At 62.7% G+C, this 19,198-nt stretch carries 13 protein-coding genes and 1 pseudogene; 5 read left to right on the top strand and 9 right to left on the bottom strand.

Annotated features, from left to right (window positions below; translation table 11 throughout):
* Positions 1–14 precede the first annotated feature (14 nt).
* Positions 15–1,724, top strand: a complete 1,710-nt coding sequence (locus ACWTU7_RS15310; RefSeq protein ID WP_455839011.1) for an APC family permease — start codon at positions 15–17, stop codon at positions 1,722–1,724.
* A gap of 166 nt (positions 1,725–1,890) precedes the next feature.
* Here ACWTU7_RS15310 and ACWTU7_RS15305 read toward each other — a convergent pair whose 3' ends face one another.
* The 4 genes from ACWTU7_RS15305 to ACWTU7_RS15290 form a co-directional block, all read right to left on the bottom strand.
* Positions 1,891–3,384 (bottom strand): aldehyde dehydrogenase family protein, encoded by a 1,494-nt coding sequence (locus ACWTU7_RS15305; RefSeq protein ID WP_455839010.1) that lies wholly within the window; start codon positions 3,382–3,384, stop codon positions 1,891–1,893.
* A 67-nt stretch (positions 3,385–3,451) separates the two neighbouring features.
* Positions 3,452–6,598 (bottom strand): efflux RND transporter permease subunit, encoded by a 3,147-nt coding sequence (locus ACWTU7_RS15300; RefSeq protein ID WP_455839009.1) that lies wholly within the window; start codon positions 6,596–6,598, stop codon positions 3,452–3,454.
* A 248-nt stretch (positions 6,599–6,846) separates the two neighbouring features.
* Complete coding sequence (locus ACWTU7_RS15295) at positions 6,847–7,986, bottom strand: efflux RND transporter periplasmic adaptor subunit (RefSeq protein WP_455839037.1); 1,140 nt, start codon at positions 7,984–7,986, stop codon at positions 6,847–6,849.
* A 74-nt stretch (positions 7,987–8,060) separates the two neighbouring features.
* Positions 8,061–8,666: a TetR family transcriptional regulator gene (locus ACWTU7_RS15290; RefSeq protein ID WP_455839008.1), complete on the bottom strand. Its 606-nt coding sequence runs from the start codon at positions 8,664–8,666 to the stop codon at positions 8,061–8,063.
* Between the two features lie 273 nt (positions 8,667–8,939).
* On the opposite strand from ACWTU7_RS15290, the gene ACWTU7_RS15285 reads away from it, so the two are divergent.
* Both ACWTU7_RS15285 and ACWTU7_RS15280 read left to right on the top strand, forming a co-directional pair.
* A complete protein-coding gene (locus tag ACWTU7_RS15285; RefSeq protein ID WP_455839007.1) occupies positions 8,940–9,293 on the top strand; it encodes a VOC family protein in 354 nt (117 codons plus the stop codon).
* Between the two features lie 188 nt (positions 9,294–9,481).
* On the top strand, positions 9,482–9,853 hold the full coding sequence (locus ACWTU7_RS15280; RefSeq protein ID WP_455839006.1) for a PhzF family phenazine biosynthesis protein: 372 nt from the start codon (positions 9,482–9,484) through the stop codon (positions 9,851–9,853).
* A 28-nt stretch (positions 9,854–9,881) separates the two neighbouring features.
* On the opposite strand, the pseudogene ACWTU7_RS15275 reads toward ACWTU7_RS15280, so the two are convergent.
* Positions 9,882–10,220: pseudogene (locus tag ACWTU7_RS15275) on the bottom strand (YybH family protein); the annotation flags it as partial.
* A 206-nt stretch (positions 10,221–10,426) separates the two neighbouring features.
* Positions 10,427–12,067 carry an acyl-CoA synthetase gene (locus tag ACWTU7_RS15270; RefSeq protein WP_455839005.1) on the bottom strand — a complete coding sequence of 547 codons (1,641 nt, stop codon included), beginning with the start codon at positions 12,065–12,067 and terminating at the stop codon, positions 10,427–10,429.
* Positions 12,068–12,254: 187 nt separating this feature from the next.
* On the opposite strand from ACWTU7_RS15270, the gene ACWTU7_RS15265 reads away from it, so the two are divergent.
* Together ACWTU7_RS15265 and ACWTU7_RS15260 are read left to right on the top strand one after the other, a co-directional pair.
* The gene (locus ACWTU7_RS15265; RefSeq protein ID WP_455839004.1) at positions 12,255–13,220 is read left to right on the top strand and encodes a sugar-binding transcriptional regulator; all 966 of its coding nucleotides are present in this window, start codon (positions 12,255–12,257) and stop codon (positions 13,218–13,220) included.
* A gap of 87 nt (positions 13,221–13,307) precedes the next feature.
* Entirely contained in the window at positions 13,308–15,362 is a 2,055-nt protein-coding gene (locus tag ACWTU7_RS15260) for a bifunctional aldolase/short-chain dehydrogenase (RefSeq protein WP_455839003.1), read from the top strand.
* A gap of 69 nt (positions 15,363–15,431) precedes the next feature.
* Here the strand turns inward: ACWTU7_RS15260 and ACWTU7_RS15255 are convergent, their stop codons facing one another.
* From ACWTU7_RS15255 to ACWTU7_RS15245, 3 genes are all read right to left on the bottom strand, one after another.
* Positions 15,432–16,487, bottom strand: a complete 1,056-nt coding sequence (locus tag ACWTU7_RS15255; protein WP_065008346.1) for a substrate-binding domain-containing protein — start codon at positions 16,485–16,487, stop codon at positions 15,432–15,434.
* 61 nt (positions 16,488–16,548) lie between these two features.
* Positions 16,549–17,568 (bottom strand): ABC transporter permease, encoded by a 1,020-nt coding sequence (locus ACWTU7_RS15250; protein ID WP_455839002.1) that lies wholly within the window; start codon positions 17,566–17,568, stop codon positions 16,549–16,551.
* Between the two features lie 36 nt (positions 17,569–17,604).
* Positions 17,605–19,131: a sugar ABC transporter ATP-binding protein gene (locus ACWTU7_RS15245; protein WP_455839001.1), complete on the bottom strand. Its 1,527-nt coding sequence runs from the start codon at positions 19,129–19,131 to the stop codon at positions 17,605–17,607.
* Positions 19,132–19,198: the final 67 nt, after the last annotated feature.

Genomic DNA, 19,198 nt, shown 5'->3' with positions numbered 1-19,198 from the left:
GGGAATCCACGTATATGAGCACAATAGTCTCTGCCCTGGTGCCGCCTGCCGAAGGGCAGCTGCACCGCAATATCGATTGGCGCGGCGCCTTCTGGGTGGCGAGCGGCGTTCCCGCCCTTGTCCTGTTTTCGATCGGCGGCATTGCCGGCACGACCGGCAAGCTGGCCTTCCTGATCTGGACGGTGTCCATGATCATGGGCTTCCTGCAATCCTTCACCTATGCCGAGATCGCCGGCCTGTTTCCGAACAAGTCCGGCGGCGCCTCGATCTATGGCGCCACCGCCTGGCTGCGTTATTCCAAGTTCATCGCGCCGCTGTCGGTGTGGTGCAACTGGTTCGCCTGGTCGCCGGTGCTGTCGCTCGGCTGCTCGATCGCCGCCGCCTATATCCTCAACGCGCTGGCGCCGGTGCCGCTGTTTACCGACGCCTCGCCGGAAGTCGCCGCCTATATCGCGGCTAACGCCGGAACGAGTGCCGCCGATGCCATCACGGCGGTGACCGCGGCCGCCACACCGGCGATCCGCAACTGGACGCTCTACGGGCACACGCTGGGTCCGGTCTCCTTCACCTTCAACGCCACCTTCTTCATCGGCGCCGTGCTGATGCTGATCATCTTCTCCATCCAGCATCGCGGCATCCTGGGCACGGCAAACGTGCAGAAATATATCGGCCTGTTCGTCATCATTCCGATGCTGATCGTCGGCGTCGTGCCGATCGTCACCGGCCAGATCGACTGGGCGAATTTTTCGCCGCTGGTGCCGCTGGCGGCCGCCTACGCGCCGGAGCCCGGGGCGTGGAACATTGCCGGCTGGACGCTCGTTCTCGGCGGCATGTTCATCGCCGCCTGGTCGACCTACGGTTTCGAGACTGCCGTCTGCTACACGTCCGAGTTCAAGAATCCCGGCACCGACACCTTCAAGGCGATCTTCTATTCCGGCCTGCTATGCATGCTGCTGTTCATCCTGGTGCCGTTCACCTTCCAGGGCGTGCTCGGCTTGAATGGCATGCTGGCGACCCCGATCGTCGACGGCTCCGGCGTTGCCGACGCACTGGCCGGCATGGTCGGCGGCGGACAGCTGATCCATAGCCTTCTGGTGATGCTGATGATCCTGGCCCTGGTGCTGTGCATCATGACGGCGATGGCGGGGTCCTCGCGCACGCTCTATCAGGGCTCAGTCGACGGCTGGCTGCCGCGCTATCTCAGCCATGTCAACGAGCACGGCGCCCCGACGCGGGCGATGTGGACCGACCTGATCTTCAATCTGGCCGTGCTGGCCATCGCTTCGGCCGACGCGACCAGCTTCTTCTTCATCCTCGCCGTGTCGAATTGCGGCTACATCATCTTCAACTTCCTCAACCTCAATGCCGGCTGGATCCATCGCATCGACAACGGCCATATCGCGCGGCCGTGGAAGGCACCGAGCTGGCTGCTCGGCCTCGGCGCCATCCTTGCCTATGTCAACATGATCTTCATGGGCGCCGGTGCAAAGATCTGGAACCCGATGGCGCTGTGGGCAGGACTGATTACGGCTGCCCTCATAATCCCGGTGTTCTGCTTCCGGCATTACATCCAGGACAAGGGCAAACTCCCCGACCACATGCTGGCTGATCTCGGCATGACCTCATCCGATCTCGCCGTCAGAAAGGCGGGCATCCTGCCCTACCTGACGCTGATCGCCGGCGTCGTGGTGATGCTGCTCGCCAACTCGCTGTTCGTCATCTGACCTCCGCCTCAAAGATTGAGCGCGCGATGCGCGCTCGATCCCCTTGCACGTTTGTTCTTGCTTTGTGCCGGCAGTTATGCTAGTAATTTAGCTGTAGTGCCGATTGGCACCGATGACCCGCCGCCGAGGCGGGTTTTTTCGTTTCATGCCATATCCCGCGTGAGACTCAATCGATCTTGATGAACACGCCCTTGGTGTTGAGATACTCGTCGAGGTGCTCGGCACCGCCCTCGCGGCCGTAGCCGCTCATCTTGTAGCCGCCGAAAGGCATGGCCGGATCGATGGCGTGATAGGTGTTCACCCAGACCGAGCCGGCGCGGATTTTCCTGGAAAGCTGGTGGGCGGTGGCGAGATTTTGGGTGAAGACCCCTGCGGCAAGACCGTAGGGCGTGTTGTTGGCTCGCTCGACCGCCTCGTCGAGCGTATCGAACGGCAATGCCGAGATGACCGGCCCGAAGATTTCCTCGCGCGCGATCCTCATGTCGTCCGAGACACCGGCAAAAACCGTCGGCGCGACGAAATTGCCGGCGGCCAGCGCACCCTCCATAAGGCGTTCACCGCCGGTGACGAGGGTCGCGCCCTCCGCCGTGCCGGCCTCGAGATACGAGGCGACCCGTTGCAGCTGCTTTTCGGAGACGAGCGGGCCGATCTCGGTCGCCGGGTCGATGCCGTCGCCGATCCTGAGGCCCTTGGCATAGATCGCCAGGCGCTCGACGAACTCGTCATGGATGGAGCGTTCGACGAACAGGCGCGAGCCGGCGATGCAGATCTGGCCGGAATTGGCGAACACCGACATCGCCGCGACCGGCACCGCCCTGTCGAGATCGGCGTCGGCGCAGACGATGACCGGCGACTTGCCGCCAAGCTCCAGCGAGACGCGTTTGAGGTTGCCGGCCGAGGCGCGGACGATCGATTGGCCCGTTGCCGTCGAGCCGGTGAAGACGATCTTGTCGACGCCCATATGCTCGGAAAGAGCGGCACCTGCCTCCGCACCGGTGCCGGTTACGATGTTGACGACGCCTGGCGGAACGCCGGCCTCGTTCATGATGTCGGCGATCAGAAGCGGCGTCAGCGGCGCCTCTTCCGAAGGTTTCAGCACCACGGTGCAGCCCGCGGCAAGCGCTGGCCCGATCTTCCAGATCGAAGCGGCCGTCGGTGCGTTCCAGGGGATAATGGCGCCGACGACGCCGACCGGCTCCTTGCGCGTGAAGGAGACGATTTCGCCCGGCAGCGAGTTCTCAATCGTCTCGCCATGCAGGGACGTCGCCATGCCGGCGTAGTAGCGCAGCATACCGATGACGCGGTTGCGGTTGGCACGGGTACGCACGATCGGCATGCCCATGTCGGTCGTGTCCGAGCGACTGATCTCCTCCCAGTGCTTTTCGAAGAGGTCGGCGATCCTGAGGAGCAGCACCTGTCGCTCGTAAGGCTTATACCGGCTCCACGCCCCGTCGAAGGCCCGGCGCGCCGCGGCCACCGCCAGCTCGATATCATCGCGGTTGCCGCGCGGCACCGTGGCAATGACCGCGCCGGTGGCTGGATTGCGGGTCTCCATGGTGCGGCCCGAGCGGGCGTCGACCCAGGCGCCATCGACGAACATCTGACGGTGGCGTCCGTCGATCGGCTGGCGCAGCGCCACCGGTGTCTGAGCTACGGTCATGACGTCCTCCTCCAGCGCTCTGCCGGTGGGCGGATTTAACCCCTGGGCGTCACATCTGCCAACAGCTCTATTCGGCGGCCAGAGCCAGTCGCGGCCTGTCGTCGTTTTCTGCCAGCTCCGGCTCGGCCGCCTGCTCCGCATCCTCGGCCTTCTTGCGCTCCCTGCCGAAGAACAAGGCATAGCCTGCCGGAAGGACGAGGATAGTGAGCACCGTGGCAACGAGGATGCCGCCCATCATGGCATAGGCGAGCGGACCCCAGAAGACGCCGCGCGAGATCGGGATCAGCGCCAGGACCGCCGTCAGCGCGGTCAGCATGATCGGCCGGAAACGGCGGACCGCCGAGCCGATTATGGCCTCCGAGCGCTCCATGCCGGCCGCTATATCCTGGTCGATCTGGTCGACCAGAATGATCGAGTTGCGCATGATGATGCCGAGTAGGGCGATCACGCCGAGGATGGCGACGAAGCCGAAGGGCGCACCACTGATCAAAAGTGCCGCCGCAGCACCGATGATGCCGAGCGGACCGGTCGCCAGCACCAGCATCGCCTTGCCGAAATGCTGCAATTGGATCATCAGCAGCACGACGATGACGGCCAGCATGATTGGAGCTTTCGCAGCAATGGAGGCCTGGCTTTCGGCCGAATCCTCGGCGCCGCCCTGGATCTCGATGTTGTAGCCGGGCGCCAGGCTGTCGCGCAGGCCTTGCATCTCGCTGTACATCTTCATCACGACATCGTTCGACTGCACGCCATCCGGCAACGTGGCACGCACGCTGATGGTCGGGAGGCGGTCGCGCCGCCACTCGACGCCTTGCTCCAGCACCGGTACGACCTTGGCGACCTGCGACAGCGGCACGAAGCCACCGAAATCCGTCGGGACAGAGACGGAGTCGACCGCCGACAGCAAGTGACGGCTTGCTTCCGGTTCGCGGGCGACGATCGAAACGGTCTCCTCGCCGTCGCGGAAATCATCGAGCGGCGCGCCCGACATGGTCGCCTGCAGCATCTGGCGGATGCGCTGCGAGGTGACGCCGAGCGCACGGGCGCGATCCTGGTCGATCACCAGCTTCATCTCCGGCACCGGCTCCAGCCAGTCGTCGTGGACGGCGCCGAGCAGCGGATTTGCCTGGAACTTCGCCTTCACCTCGTCTGCGATGCGGCGCACCTCCTGGCGATCCGGACCCATGACGCGCATCTGCACCGGCCAGCCCGTGGGCGGCCCGAGGAACAGGCGGTCAACCTTGGCGCGGACCGACGGGAAATCCTCGGCCAGAATGGTGCGCAGCTTGACGATCAGCCGCTCGCGGGCCGGTTCGTCATTGGCCATCACCAGAAGCTGGGCGAAGTTCGGATTGCGAAGCTGCTGATCGAGCGGCAGGAAAAAGCGCGGCGCGCCCTCGCCGATATAGGTGGCGATGAAGCGCTTGTCCTTGTCGTCCATCATCCTGGTCTCGAGCGCCTTGGCCTGCGTCTCGACTTCCTTGATGCTGGTGCCCTCCGGCAGCCAGAGGTCGACGAGGATTTCCGGACGCGACGACTGCGGGAAGAAATTCTGCGGGATGAACTGGAACGCCCACAGGCTGGTGGCGAAGGTCACCAGCGTCATGACTAGCACGATGATGCGGTGGCGCACGGACCAGCCGACGGTGGCGCGAAGCCGGCGGTAGAAGCGCGTGTCGAAGACATCGTGATGGTTGCCGGCGTGTTTTCGCTGCTTGAGGATCATGTGGCCGAGCCACGGCGTGAAGTAGACCGCCACGAACCAGGACACGACCAGCGCGATGCCGACGACATAGAACAGCGTGCGTACGTATTCACCGGCCGTCGAGGCCGCGAAGCCGACCGGGATGAAGCCGGCGGTGGTGATCAGCGTGCCGCTCAGCATCGGGAAGGCCGTCGAGGTATAGGCGAAGCTCGCCGCCTCGATTTTGACCAGTCCTTCCTCGAGCTTACGCTCCATCATTTCGACGACGATCATCGCGTCGTCGACGAGCAGGCCGAGCGCGATGATCAGCGCGCCGAGCGAAATGCGCTGCAGATCGATGCCGATCTCGTACATGATGGCGAAGGTGGCGGCCAAAACGAGCGGAATGGTGATCGCGATCACCAGGCCCGAACGCCAGCCGATCGTCAAGAACGAGACGACAAGCACGATCAGCAGCGCCTCGCCAAGCGCCTTCATGAACTCGCTCACCGCTTCCCGCACGACTTCCGGCTGGTCGGCGATCTGATCGACCGAAACGCCGTAAGGCAACGCTTCTTCGAAGCGGTGATAGGTCGCCTCGACCTCCTTGCCGACATCGGTGACGTTGAAGCCCTTGGCCATGACGACGCCGACCTGGACACTGTCGTGGCCGTTGAAGCGGTATTTGCGCTGATAGGGGTCTTCGAGGCCTGTGGTCACGGTTGCGATGTCGCCCAGGCGCGTCACCTGGTTGCCGGCGCGCAGGCGAAGTTCGCGGATGTCGGCCGCCTCCGTGACGTTGCCTTCGACCGAGATGCGCACCGAACGCTGGCCGGTATCGACCGAGCCTGCCGGATCGACATTGTTCTGGCCCTTGATCGCGTTCTGCAGATCGGTGAGCGTCAGGCCACGCTCCGCAAGCACCTTGGACGAAACGTCGATGTAGAGTTTTTCCGGCTGGTCGCCGATGATCACGGCCTTCTCGACGCCGGGCGTCGTCAGCAGCATGTCACGCGCCTGGATGGCTAGTTTCTTCAGCTCGGGATAGCTGTAGCCGTCGCCGCTGATCGAATGCAGGGTGATGAAAGTGTCGCCGAACTCATCGTTGAAGTAGGGCCCAAGCAGCCCTTGAGGCAGCTCATTGGCGATATCGCCGACCTTCTTGCGTACCTGGTAAAAGGCATCCGCGACCTGCGTTGGATTGGTGTCGCCTTCCACCTGCAAGGTGATGATGGCGCTGCCGGCGCGCGTGTAGGAACGGACGAAATCGAGATGCGGCGTTTCCTGTAGCTTGCGCTCGATCTTGTTGACGACCTGATCCTCCATCTCCTGGATCGAGGCCCCCGGCCAGACAGCCTGGACCACCATGACGCGGAAGGTGAAGTCCGGGTCTTCCTTCTGGCCCATGCGCATCAGGCCGAGCGCACCGGCAACGATGATCAGGCCGAACAGGAACCGCGCCATGCTCGGGTGCCCGATTGCCCAGCGCGAAAGATTGAAGGGCCGCTTCTCATTGGTGTCGGTGGTCATAGCGCCAGTCCATTTGTCTGATCGTCAGCGCACGCACATGGCATGCCCACTGAGCTTCTAATGCTGGCTTCCGGGCGGCGAGGCTTTCCGAGCGGAGAAACACTCATCGCGGTGGGACGCGGGGATCGATGTGGGGGGCTACATCGACCTGACGTCTCGACAATCGGGCACCTGCCGCCCGGAAACCATGAACCGCATGACCTCGCGGCTTGCGCCGATGCGAGGAAAAGCCGTTTTATTCTTGGCCGTCAGCGCACGCGCTTGGCGGCGTCGCTGTCGTCGTCCGCCGATGCGGACTGCTGCACCGCATCGCCGGTCAGCTTGACCTTCAGATTCTCGGTCATGAATTGCGTGCCCGCCGCAACGACGACGTCGCCAGGGTTCAATCCTTCGGCAACATGCACGCCGTCGGCGGTGAATTCGGCTACCTTGATCGGACGCGCATGGACGGTCTCGCCGTTGCGGTCCACGGTCCAGACGATCTGCTGGCCTTCCTTTTGCGCCAGCGCGCTCAACGGGATCGATACGCTCTGCGGGCTGTTGTTGGCCGCCGAAGCCTCGATGTTGGCGGTCATGCCGAGAAGCACGCGCGGATCGTTGGGCAGGCTGACGCGAACGGCAAAGGTACGCGACTGCTGATCGGCGCTGCCGGCGACTTCACGGACCTTGCCGTCGAGCGTCAGCGCATCGTCGGACCAGAAGCTTGCCTTTACGTTCTTGCCCGGCTTGAACTGGGCGATATCCATTTCCGGAACGGCGATCAGCACTTCCTTTTCGCCATCGACGGCAACGGTCACAACCGGCGTGCCGGAGCCGACCACCTGACCGACATCGGCGGTGACTGATGTGACGATGCCGTCCCTGTCCGCCTTGAGGTCGGTGTAGAGGACCTGGTTCTTCGCCTGGTCAAGCGATGAGCGCGCGGAATTCCGGGTGGCGACCGCCTGATCGTAGCTGAGCGTCGCCTGTTCGAGCTGCGATTTCGACGCGAAGGTCTTGGCAAACAGCTGTTCGGCACGACGGCGGGCAAGGCCCGTTGTCTCGACCTGCCGCTCGGCGGCCTCGAGGCTGGCCTCGGCACTCTTGACCGAAAGGGCGTAGTCGGCGGGATCGATGCGGGCCAGAACGTCGCCCGGCTTCACGCGCTGACCGATGTCGACCAGGCGCTCGGTGATCTTGCCGTTGATACGGAACCCGAGATTCATCTCGGTGCGGGCGCGCACCGATCCGGAGTAGGAGAGCTCACGGGTATCGTTCGCCTTGGCGATCTCGACGACCTTGACCGGCCGGAGGATGTCCTTGACTTCCACTTTTTCTTGCGAGCAACCGGCGAGCCCAAGCGCCGCGACGACGACCAGTGCCGGTCCAATAGCCGGCAGCCTGTTCATGATGGATTTGGACAAAGGCACTTGCGTACTCCCGAACTGGAGATGGATTGTGGACGCCCTGCGGACGCCGCCGGTCATTTCTTCAAAGCCCTGATGGCAAACTCGATAAGCTCGTCCGGCATCGCCCGATTCTTCTTGGCAAGGCACTGGGCGACCATTTGCGGGTGACAGAGGGTGATGATAGCGGCGCCGAAACACCGCGAAGCGACTTCCGGGTCCCGGTCGGCAAACTCGCCTGCTGCGATTCCCTCGCGGATCACCTCCTCCACCAAGCCGCGGATCCTGTCGATATGCTTCTCGATGACGTGCCAATCGCGTTCGATGGCAACGACCACCATTTCGTGCACCTTCTCCTGGTCGAGCATGGTGTCGCGGGTCCACTGATAATGCGTTTGCACGTAGCGGCGAAGCTTTTCGCTGGCCGTTCCGGGACTATGGCAGGCGTCGTAGGTCAGTTGGTAGCAGGTAGCGAGCATACGGCCGCAAACGGCTTGGTGGATCTCAACCTTGGAGGCGAAGAAACGGTAGATGTTCGCCGTCGACATGCCGAGTTCACGCGCTATGTCGGCGACATTGGTTTTGCCGTAGCCGTAGTGGCGGAACAGTCGCTCTGCGCAATCGAGGATGCGCGCGACATTCTCCTGCCGGACCAGGTCGGCCGTATCGAGGGTATCATGCATCTTGTTTCGTTAACCCTTACGAATGACGAATTTTGAATTTCGTCACTCGTAATTCGAAATCGACCGGATGTCAACGTCGATGTTACCTTCGTTGGGCGACCGGTGACATCTGTTGACACAACTTGGGCGTGAACAGAGTTAATGAAGCCTGCTGCGGGCCGTGCACGGGCCACCCGCCAGGCTCAGGTGATCGGGCGCCTTATTTCATTCAAGACGTGCTCCGTAAGCGCGCAGCAATGCGTTATCATCCAAGCCGCGGAAAGGAGAGTTGGGATGACCGTGCTGCGCATAGTCTCGAATATCGCAACAGACAGCATTCCTGACGTTCGGAAGTTCTATACCGACCTGTTCGGGCTCGATGCCGTCATGGATCACGGGTGGCTCGTCACGCTGGCGTCCCGGGAAACAACCATTCCCCAGATCAGCATCGCCAGCGAGGGTGGCTCAGGCACCCCCGTACCCGATCTGTCGATCGAGGTCGACAATGTCGACGAGGTATATCTTCGCGCAAACGAGATCGGTTGCAGAGTGGTCTATGATCTGACCGACGAACCGTGGGGCGTAAGACGTTTCTTCATTGCCGACCCGACTGGCAAGTTGCTCAACGTGCTCTCGCATCTTCGCTAAAGCGCGTCGCATTTGACCGAACTCACGCGACGCGCTTTAGGTCGTTGTTTTGTGCACGTCGTTATCGCAAAACCGCTGCACACTTTTGCGCGACATGCATTAGAGATTGTTCTGCAATGCGGGACAATGGCGACCTTCCAAACATTTAGCCGAACAACGGAAACGGGCCGCGGTCACCGGAGGAAACCATGAGCAGAACAATTCCATTTCATTTCGTCGATGTCTTCGCGGTGGCGCCGCTGACGGGCAATTCACTTGCGGTTGTGGACGGCGGTGGCGAGTTGGCGCTCGAGCTCATGCAGAACATTGCACGTGAGTTCAACCAGTCCGAGACCACCTTTGTCCTGCCGGCGACCCGGGCGGACGCCGATTGGAAATTGCGCTCTTTCACGCCGAAAGGCGTAGAGGTTTTCGGTGCAGGCGGACACAACACGCTAGGGGCTTGGTGGTGGCTCGCTGCGGCGGGGCGGCTCGAGCTGGGCGATGGCCCAACATGGTTTCACCAACAGATCGGCGACTTGGTGTACCCATTGGCCCCGAGTGATGCTCGTGAGCGATAATCCAACGATCACCTTCCTTCTGTAGTCCGACGGTAAGCCGGAGGCGGGTTGCCGGGTCCTTTTCAAGCTCTTCGCTGGTGCCGCACCGCAGCAATGCGGTTGCAAAAGCAACCCGGTCGCCCGCCGTGACATCTAGCCGCTCGATCGCGAAAACGCCGCCCTGCTTGAAGTGCTCGAAGAACGGACCCCAGCTATCCCGGTAGGCCTCAATTCCACTGAGTTCGTTCGGCGGTGGGACATCGAACATCAGAAGGTCCGTCGCGTGATCCGCAATGATTGTCTCCAGGTCCTGCTGCTGCACGGCGTTCGCCCAACGCTCGATTAGCGCCTGGATATGTGCCTCGGCGTCACGCTCCGTGTTCTCCATTAGAATTCTCCTCCTGCTGGATATTCTCCGTCGAACTGGTTCTGTATCGAGGACGATCGGGAGGTGCTCGATCCGACACTGAGTGATCTTTTTGCTTCGTTCAGCCGATCCGACTGCCGCGAGACATGTTTTGAGAGCGCGCAATCGAGTGTTCGACAAGTCCAAACGCAAGGGACGGCACCTTCTCGCGCGAGGTTTCCGCGTGGCTAGGCCTCCTTCGCCATCTCCCTCAGCCTGAACTTCTGGATTTTGCCGGTCGAGGTCTTCGGGATTTCGGCGAAGAGCACCGCTTTCGGCACCTTGAAGCGGGCGAGCAGAGCGCGGCAGTGATCGGTGATCTCTGCCTCGGTCGCCGTCCTGCCCGGCTTCAGCTCGACATAGGCGACCGGTACCTCGCCCCATTTGTCGTCGGGCCTGGCGACGACGCCGCAGGAGGCGACGGCGGGATGCTTGTAAAGCGCCTCCTCGACCTCGATCGATGAGATGTTCTCGCCGCCGGAAATGATGATGTCCTTGGAGCGGTCCTTGAGCTGGATGTAGCCGTCGGGATGCCTGACGCCTAGGTCGCCCGAGTGGAACCAGCCGCCGGCGAAGGCCTCGTCGGTCGCCTTGCGGTTCTTCAGATAGCCCTTCATGACGATGTTGCCGCGGAACATGACCTCGCCGATCGTCTCGCCGTCAGCCGGTGTCTCCTCCATCGTCTCGGGGTCCATCACCGTCAGATCCTCGAGCGCGGCATAGCGCACGCCTTGCCTGGCCTTCCTCGCCGCCCTGAGACCCTTCTCCAGCCCATCCCATTCGCCATGCCATTCGTTGACGACGGCCGGGCCATAGGTCTCGGTCAGGCCATAGAGGTGGATGACCGCAAAGCCCACATCGGCCATGCCCGACAGCACCGCTTCCGGCGGCGGTGCTGCGGCCGTGCTGAAGGCGACCGTCTGCGGAAATTGCCGCTTGTCCTCGTCCCTGGCATTGATCAGCACCGACATGACGACCGGCGCGCCGCACAGATGAGTGACGCCGTAATCGGCGATGGCGTCGTAAATCGGCTTCGGCCGCACCCAGCGCAGGCAGACATGGGTGCCGGCCTGCACGGCCAGCGTCCACGGAAAGCACCAGCCATTGCAGTGGAACATCGGCAGCGTCCACAGATACACCGCATGCTTGCCCATGCCGGCATGGATGGTGTTGGCGTAGGCCATCAGTGCCGCACCGCGATGGTGATAGACAACGCCCTTCGGATTGCCTGTGGTACCGGACGTGTAGTTGAGCGAGATCGCGTCCCATTCGTCGTCGGGCATCGACCAGGCGAAATCCTCGTCGCCGCCCGCGACGAAGTTCTCGTAGTCGAGCGTGCCGATCCGCTGGGCCTTGGGATATGGGGCGTCGGCGGCGTATTCGGGATCGTCGTAGTCGATGACCAGCGGTTCTACCTTAGCCAGCGCCAGCGCCTCGCTGACGACATTTGCGAATTCGCGATCGACGACAAGCACCTTGGTTTCGGCATGGTCGAGCTGGAAGGCGATGACCGCGGCGTCAAGGCGGGTGTTGAGCGAATGCAGTACCGCCTTGGTCATCGGCACGCCGAAATGCGCTTCCAACATCGGCGGCGTGTTGGACAACATCACGGTGACGGTGTCGCCCTTGCCGACGCCGCGCCTCTGCAGCGCCGAGGCAAGCTTCAGCGACCGCCGCCAGAAATCACGATAGGTCGTGCGCTGACTGCCATGGATGATCGCGACATGGTCGGGAAAGGTCTTTGCCGCCCGCTCCAGATAGCTGAGCGGCGTCAGCGGCTGGTGGTTGGCTGGATTCCTGTCGAGATCCTGTTCGTAGGGATTGGCCATCCCGTCCTCCCAATATCGTTCTCGAACCTTCTAACCACAGGCCTCCGCCCCGTCACCATCAACGATGCCACGATAGAGCGCATTTGGCACAATGATGATCTAGATTCCGCGCGCGAAAGGGTACCATTTACCCCCGCTCGATTTGACTTTTGTCGAGAGCCATGAATAATGTCAGCGAGGAGATGGCATGGCGATCCGACCGGCAGAACAGCTTATCCACAAGGCCGCCTGGCTCTACTATGCCCATGGCCTGCGTCAGGATCAGGTGGCCAGCCAGCTCAAGATTTCCCGAGCCTCGGTCGCCATGTATCTGCGCAAGGCGCGCGAGACCGGCATCGTCAACATCTCGACCTCAACCCAGCTTTTCACCGACGATGTCATGGCGCGCAAGCTCGAAGACGCATTGAAGCTCGATGCCGTCTGGATCGCGCCGGAAAACGGCCATGTCGCCGATCCGTCGACCGACATCGCGGTGCTGGCGGCCAGCGTCTTTCTCGAACTGATCAAGAAGGGCGACCGCATCGGCGTCGCGTGGGGAAGGACCATCTATACGATCGCCGACATCATGTCCTATGCCGATCTGCAGGATGTCACGGTGGTGCAGCTCTGCGGCAATCTGGGAGCCCCCTATTCCTACCGGCCTGACCAATGCACCATGGAAATCGCACGCCGGCTCAACGCCAAGGGGCTCAATTTCTACGCACCGCTGGTGCTGACGACAGAGGAACTGGCACGCGGCCTACGCGCCGAGCCGGTGATCCGCGAGCAGTTGTCGGGCATCAGTGCGTGCAACCTGGCGCTTTACTCGGTCGGCACCGTCGACGCCGACAGCCATGTTGTCAAATGCGGCGCGCTGACTGCGAGCGAAATGGAGGTGCTGCGCCGTGCCGGGGCCGCCGGCGTCATCGCCGGGCAGATCATCGACGGGCAAGGCAAGGCGCTCGACTGCAGCTACAACCGGCGGATCATTTCGGCGGAGCTGTCATCGCTGCGCAAGATCGAAAAACGCCTGGTGGTGGTGCAGGAAGACAACAAATTCGAGCCGCTGGTGGCGGCGATCGCAGGTGGGCTGTGCACGCATCTGGTGGTCGGCGCCCGGATGGCGCGACGGCTGCTCGACCATGCCGGACCGGCGGCGGAAAAGGTCGCCTAGATACGCAAAACGCCGCCGCGGGCGCATTGTCATCAAAGCGTCGCGGCGTTCCTGTTCACAAACAAAGAGAAATTGGACGAAGCGAACATGAAGAACCTGTGGAATGACGGCGACGCGGAGAAGCTGGTTGCCGACTATGCAACAGAGGGCGTTGCCCGCGACCTGGCGCTGCGCGTCTATACGACCAGGCTTCTGGGCGGCGAACCGCGGCTTGTCCTGCATGGCGGCGGCAACACATCCTGCAAGACAAAGGCCACCGACCTCGTCGGCGACGAATGGGACGTGCTCTGCGTCAAGGGCAGCGGCTGGGACATGGGCGTCATCGAGCCGCAGGGCCTGCCGGCGGTCAAGCTCGGCGCCCTGCTCAAGGCGCGGTCGCTCAAGAAACTCTCCGACGAGGATATGGTCGCCCTGCAGCGGGTGAACCTCATCGACCCGTCTTCGCCAAACCCCTCGGTCGAGACGCTGCTACACGCCTTCCTGCCGCATAAATTCGTCGACCATACGCACTCGACCGCCGTTCTGGCCATCGTCGACCAGGATGATAGCGAGGCACTGAGCAAGAAGGTCTTCGGCAACAAGATGGGGTTCGTGCCTTACATCATGCCGGGCTTCGACCTGGCGAAGGCGGCGGCCGATGTCTTTGACGCCGACCCGACGGTCGAGGGCCTGATTCTCGACAAGCATGGCATTTTCACGTTCGGCGACGATGCCAAACAGGCCTACGACCGGATGATCCACTATGTGAACGCCGCCGAGGAGTTCATCGCCAGCCACGGCAAGCCGCTTGCCGAAAAAGCCGACTTGCCGGCCAGGCTGGCCAAGCCTGCGGACATTGCGCCGATGCTGCGCGGCTCAGTGGCGGTAGCGCGCGGCGAAGGCCGCTTCGACCGCATGATCAGCGATTTCCGCACCTCGGACGCGATCGTCGATTTCATCAATTCGGCAAAGATTGCCGATTATGCCGGGCGCGGCGTATCGACGCCCGACCTGTCGATCCGCATCAAGACCGGGCCGATGGCGCTGCCGGCGCCCGACGCGGACAAGATCGGCGACTACAAATCCGTCATCCGCCAACATGTCGAGAAATTCGCCAGGGACTATCGCGCCTACTTCGAAACCAACGACGCGCTCGATGATGTGAAGCGCACGATGCTCGACCAGATGCCGCGGCTGACGCTGGTGCCGGGCCTCGGCATGTTCGGCCATGGCCGCACGCTTAAGGATGCGAAGATTGCCTCCGACGTCGGTGAAATGTGGATCGAGGCGGTGCGCGGGGCCGAAGCGGTCGGCGATTTCCGCCCGCTGTCCAAAGCCGACCTGTTCCCGCTCGAATACTGGTCGCTGGAACAGGCCAAGCTCGCCTCCAACAAGCCGAAGCCGCTGACCGGGCAGGTTGTGCTGGTCACCGGCGGCGCCGGCGCAATCGGCGCCGCCACGGCAAAGCTGTTCGCCGACAACGGCGCCCATGCCGTCGTCGTCGATCTCGATGCGTCAAGGGCGGCGGAAGCGGCGAAGAAAGCCGGCAACAGTTCGATCGGCATCGGCGCCGACATCACCGATCCGGCGCAGATGCGCGCGGCATTCGACAAGGCGGTGGCCGTATTCGGCGGCCTCGACATTCTCGTCTCGAATGCGGGCGCTGCCTGGGAAGGCCGGATCGGCGAACTCGACGACGCCACTTTGCGCAAGAGCTTCGAGCTAAATTTCTTCGCCCACCAGTCAGCGGCGCAGAACGCGGTGCGGATCATGCTCGAACAGGGCACCGGCGGCGTGCTCCTTTTCAACACCTCCAAGCAGGCGATCAATCCGGGTCCGAAGTTCGGCGCCTATGGCATCCCGAAGGCGGCGACGCTGTTCCTGTCCAGGCAGTATGCCCTCGACTATGGCGCCCATGGCATCCGCTCGAATGCCGTCAACGCCGATCGCATCCGTTCCGGATTGCTTACCGACGCCATGATCGCCAGCCGTTCGGGCGCGCGCGGCGTCTCGGAAAAGGAATATATGGCGGGCAATCTGCTTGGTCAGGAAGTGACGGCCGAAGACGTGGCCCAGGCTTTCCTGCATCAGGCGCTGGCCGAGCGGACCACCGCCAGTGTGACGACGGTCGACGGCGGCAACATCGCTGCGGCGCTGCGGTAGGCTCAAGAACAGTCCAGACGCAAAAGAGCGGCCCGCAAGCCGCTCTTTCCTTTTGCCTGCGATTAAAAGCTACTTGGCGTTCGGGTTCGGCATCCAGGCCGGCATCGCGACATCGGCATGGGCGAACTGCGGCAGCTTGGCCGAAAGGTCTTCCATGTTCTTGATGTCCTTGTCGATCAGATCCTTCTGGGTGATCAGCGTCGGCGGCACGATGACGTTGTGGCCGGGGTCTTCGCCGGCCAAAAGCTGCGCCAGCGCGCGCACCGAAACCTGGCCGACGACGGCCGGATTGGTGGCGGCGGTTGCCGCCCAGGCGCTGTCGGGCTCGCGCATCGCGGCGATGTCGGAAGTCGAGATATCGGCCGAATAGATCTTGATGTCCTTGTTGAACCCCGCCTCGTCGACTGCGATCTTCACGCCCTTGGCGAATTCGTCATAGGGCGCGAACATCACCTTGATGTCGGGGTTGGCCGACAACACCGAGCGGGCCTGGTTGGCGACGGAATTGGCGATCGGATTGTCGAGCGTGCCGAACATCGCCGCCTCGTTGATCCCCGCATATTTCTTCTTGAAGTCAACCCAGGTCTCGTTGCGGCGGTCGAGCGGCGCGATGCCGGCGACATAGACATAGCCGGCCTTCCAGCTCTCGCCATTGTCCTTGATCGCCTGTTCGAGCGCGAGGCGTGCGAGGTCGCGGTCGGACTGTTCGATCTGCGGGATCTTGGGGTTTTCGACGTTGACGTCGAACGCTACGACCTTGATGCCGGCGTCGACCGCGCGCTGGGCGGCTTCCTTCATCGATTCCGTCAAGCCGTGCTGGATGATGATGCCCTGGACGCCAAGCGCGATGGCCTGGTCGACCATGTCTGCCTGGAGGGCGGCGTCCTGACGGCTGTCAAGGACGCGCAGATCGACGCCGAGCGCCTTGGCCTGTGCTTCGACACCGGACAGATAGGCCTGGAAGAAGTCACCGGTCGAGAGATAGCGGACCAGCGCGATCTTGACGGCGCCGGGCTTGTCGAACGGCGCCGGCCTGTCCTGTGCCATCGCCGGGACCTGCATCAGCAGCGCGGCGCCGGCAAGCCCGAGTGCTGCCTTCCCCAAAAGTCTTCTCGTGATCTTCATGTTGTCTCCTCCACTTGTTGAACTCAAATTTCAGCCGGCCGAAATCCTATCTGTCGAAACCCTACCTCTTGCCCCTGCCGGAAAGGGCGAAGGTGAAGACAAGGGCAACCACAAGAACCACGCCCTTGATGAAATCCTGCGTGTAGTAGGGCGCGTTCATCATCGTCAGGCCCTGCAGCAGCACGCCGACAAACACCGCACCGACGGCCGTGCCGAAGGCGTTCGGCTTGGCGGCCCCGAGGACCGCATAGCCGATGAGCGCCGCGGCGACAGCGTCGAGCAGGAGATTATTACCCGAGGCGATGTCGCCGCGTCCAAGCCGGGCAGCGAGCAAAATGCCGCCGATCGAGGCAAAAACCCCTGAAATAACGTAGGCCCAGATTTTGTATGCCTTGACAGGCGCGCCGGCGAGTTCGGCAGCCCGTTCGTTGCTGCCGACCGCATACATCATGCGTCCGAAACGGGTGTATTCGAGAAAAAACCAGATCAGCACCGCAAGCACGAGCAAGACGACTACCGAAACCGGGATGAGGTTGGGGATGAAGAGATCGAAGCGGTGGCGGCCAAGCGCCAGGAAGCCAGCGCCGAACGTGCCGTTGGCGACCGCGCCATCGGGCATCGTCATGCCGGTGGCGATCGAGCGGCCCTCGGTCGGAATGCGCTGCAGGCCGACGAGCAGGAACATCATGCCGAGCGTCGCCAGAAGGTCCGGTACGCGCATATAGACGATCAGCCAGCCATTGATGAGGCCGACAACGGCACCGATCAAGAGACAGGCGACAACCGCGACGACGGCGTTCTGCTCCAGCACCACCATGACATAGGCGGCTGCCATCATGGCGCTGGTGGCGACGGAGCCGATCGACAGGTCGAAGCCGCCGACGACCAGGGTGGCGGTGACGCCGAGCGCCAGCACGCCGGTGATGGCGACCGACTGGAAGATGAAGACGGCGCTCTGCGGCGAGACGAAGCCATCGGCGGCGATGGCGAAATAGGCAATCAACCCGAACAGCAGAACGATGAAGCCATAGCGGATGGCATGGTCGCGCGCCGCTGCCATCCTTACCAAACCCGAACTCATGCCCTCTCCATTCCACGTCCCATTATCTGCCCGCCCTCACGCTGCGCTGTGCAACGACCTGCCCGCCACTTCGGCCAACAGGCGCTCGAGGTCGATGTCGGCGTTGCGGTGTTCGCCAACGATTGTCTGCTCCGACATCACCAGGATGCGGTCGGCGGTCTCCAGCGCCTCGTCGAGTTCAGTGACGAACAGCAGCGTCGCACGGCCGTTCGCGCTCGCCCGCAGCTTGGCCGCGATGTCGCGCCTGGCCGAAATGTCGACGCCCTGAAACGGCTCGTCCAGAATGAACAGCTTTGCCGCCTGCGAGATCCAGCGGGCGACCATCACCTTCTGCTGGTTGCCGCCGGAAAGGGCTGACATTTCGTCCTTCTCCGAGCGGCAGACGATGCCCAGTTCCCGAATCTGCTGGCGGGCGGTGGCGCGCTCGATGCGGCGCTTGAGAACGCCCATACGCGACATCCGCCTGTGGAACGGCAGGCTGATATTTTCCTGGATGTTGAAGTCGCCGACGATCCCGTTTTCGCTCCGGTCCTTGGCGACGAGAAACACGCCGGCGGCGATCGCCTCGCCTGTCGAACCCGGAGCATAGGGTTTTCCGTTCAACGTCATGGTCCCGGTGAGCGGCTTGCGGACGCCAAACAGCGTCTCGGCGAGCGCGGTCTTGCCGACGCCGACGAGGCCGGTGATGGCAACGACTTCGCCGTCGCCGAGCGTCAGCGAGATCGGCATGGAGCCTTCTGCAATGCGCAACCCGTCGATCGTCAGGATAGGCTTGGCCGAATTCCTGGCGACGATCCGGTCGAGGTGAATCTTGCGGCCAAGCATGGCGTTGACGGCGCCTTCATAATCGAGCGGCTTGCGGTCGAAAACACCTGAGATGACGCCGTCTCGCATCGAGACGATCCGGTCAGCAAGCCGCCTGATGTCGGACATGCGGTGCGAGATGTAGAGGATCGCGACGCCCTGCTCGCGCAGCCTGTCGACCAGCGCGAAAAGCCGGTCGGCTTCGGCGCTGGACAAAGAGGAGGTCGGCTCATCGAGGATCAGGACCTTCGGCTGATGCGCCATGGCGCGGGCAATCGCCACCATCTGGCGGTCGGCCAGCGAGAGATCGCTGATCCGGGCCTTCAGGTCGATGGCCAGCCCCATGCGGTCGGCAACCGCTTTTGCCTCGCGACGCACCCGGCCCGGATTGAACAGGGTCGGCGCGCCGCTGCCGCTCAGCTTGTCGAGCGTCAAATTGGTGGCGACGTCGAGGTCGGCGACGACACCGTCATTGATGTTTTGATGAACGGTGACGACGCCGGCGCGGATCGCCTCCGCCGGCGTTTTTGGCGCGAAATCCTCCGGCGCGAAGTCGTGGCCGGCAAGGCTCATCGTGCCGCCGCCGCGCTCGTAGACGCCGCTGATAATTTTGACGAGGGTGGATTTGCCGGCGCCGTTGGCGCCCATCAGCACGGTCACTTCACCGGCATGCAAATCGAGCGAGACGCCGCCAAGCACCTCGATATGGCCAAAGGACTTCCTCAGGCCGTGCACGCGGAACACGGCATCATTGCCCATTCGTTCCTCCCTGACCATGACGCTAGGGGCTGCTCCGGCAATTGTCAACACGATTGACAATTGCCAG

The organism is Mesorhizobium sp. BHscii (assembly GCF_053848065.1).
The sequence above is the reverse complement of the archived record's forward strand: the minus strand, read 5'-3'. Positions and strand labels throughout refer to the sequence as shown.

What these genes read in the sequence shown, in the direction of transcription:
- ACWTU7_RS15310 (WP_455839011.1), top strand. Translation starts at nt 15, where the DNA reads ATGAGCACAATAGTCTCTGCCCTGGTGCCGCCTGCCGAAGGGCAGCTG.
- ACWTU7_RS15305 (WP_455839010.1), bottom strand. Translation starts at nt 3,384, where the DNA reads ATGACCGTAGCTCAGACACCGGTGGCGCTGCGCCAGCCGATCGACGGA.
- ACWTU7_RS15300 (WP_455839009.1), bottom strand. Translation starts at nt 6,598, where the DNA reads ATGACCACCGACACCAATGAGAAGCGGCCCTTCAATCTTTCGCGCTGG.
- ACWTU7_RS15295 (WP_455839037.1), bottom strand. Translation starts at nt 7,986, where the DNA reads ATGAACAGGCTGCCGGCTATTGGACCGGCACTGGTCGTCGTCGCGGCG.
- ACWTU7_RS15290 (WP_455839008.1), bottom strand. Translation starts at nt 8,666, where the DNA reads ATGCATGATACCCTCGATACGGCCGACCTGGTCCGGCAGGAGAATGTC.
- ACWTU7_RS15285 (WP_455839007.1), top strand. Translation starts at nt 8,940, where the DNA reads ATGACCGTGCTGCGCATAGTCTCGAATATCGCAACAGACAGCATTCCT.
- ACWTU7_RS15280 (WP_455839006.1), top strand. Translation starts at nt 9,482, where the DNA reads ATGAGCAGAACAATTCCATTTCATTTCGTCGATGTCTTCGCGGTGGCG.
- ACWTU7_RS15270 (WP_455839005.1), bottom strand. Translation starts at nt 12,067, where the DNA reads ATGGCCAATCCCTACGAACAGGATCTCGACAGGAATCCAGCCAACCAC.
- ACWTU7_RS15265 (WP_455839004.1), top strand. Translation starts at nt 12,255, where the DNA reads ATGGCGATCCGACCGGCAGAACAGCTTATCCACAAGGCCGCCTGGCTC.
- ACWTU7_RS15260 (WP_455839003.1), top strand. Translation starts at nt 13,308, where the DNA reads ATGAAGAACCTGTGGAATGACGGCGACGCGGAGAAGCTGGTTGCCGAC.
- ACWTU7_RS15255 (WP_065008346.1), bottom strand. Translation starts at nt 16,487, where the DNA reads ATGAAGATCACGAGAAGACTTTTGGGGAAGGCAGCACTCGGGCTTGCC.
- ACWTU7_RS15250 (WP_455839002.1), bottom strand. Translation starts at nt 17,568, where the DNA reads ATGAGTTCGGGTTTGGTAAGGATGGCAGCGGCGCGCGACCATGCCATC.
- ACWTU7_RS15245 (WP_455839001.1), bottom strand. Translation starts at nt 19,131, where the DNA reads ATGGGCAATGATGCCGTGTTCCGCGTGCACGGCCTGAGGAAGTCCTTT.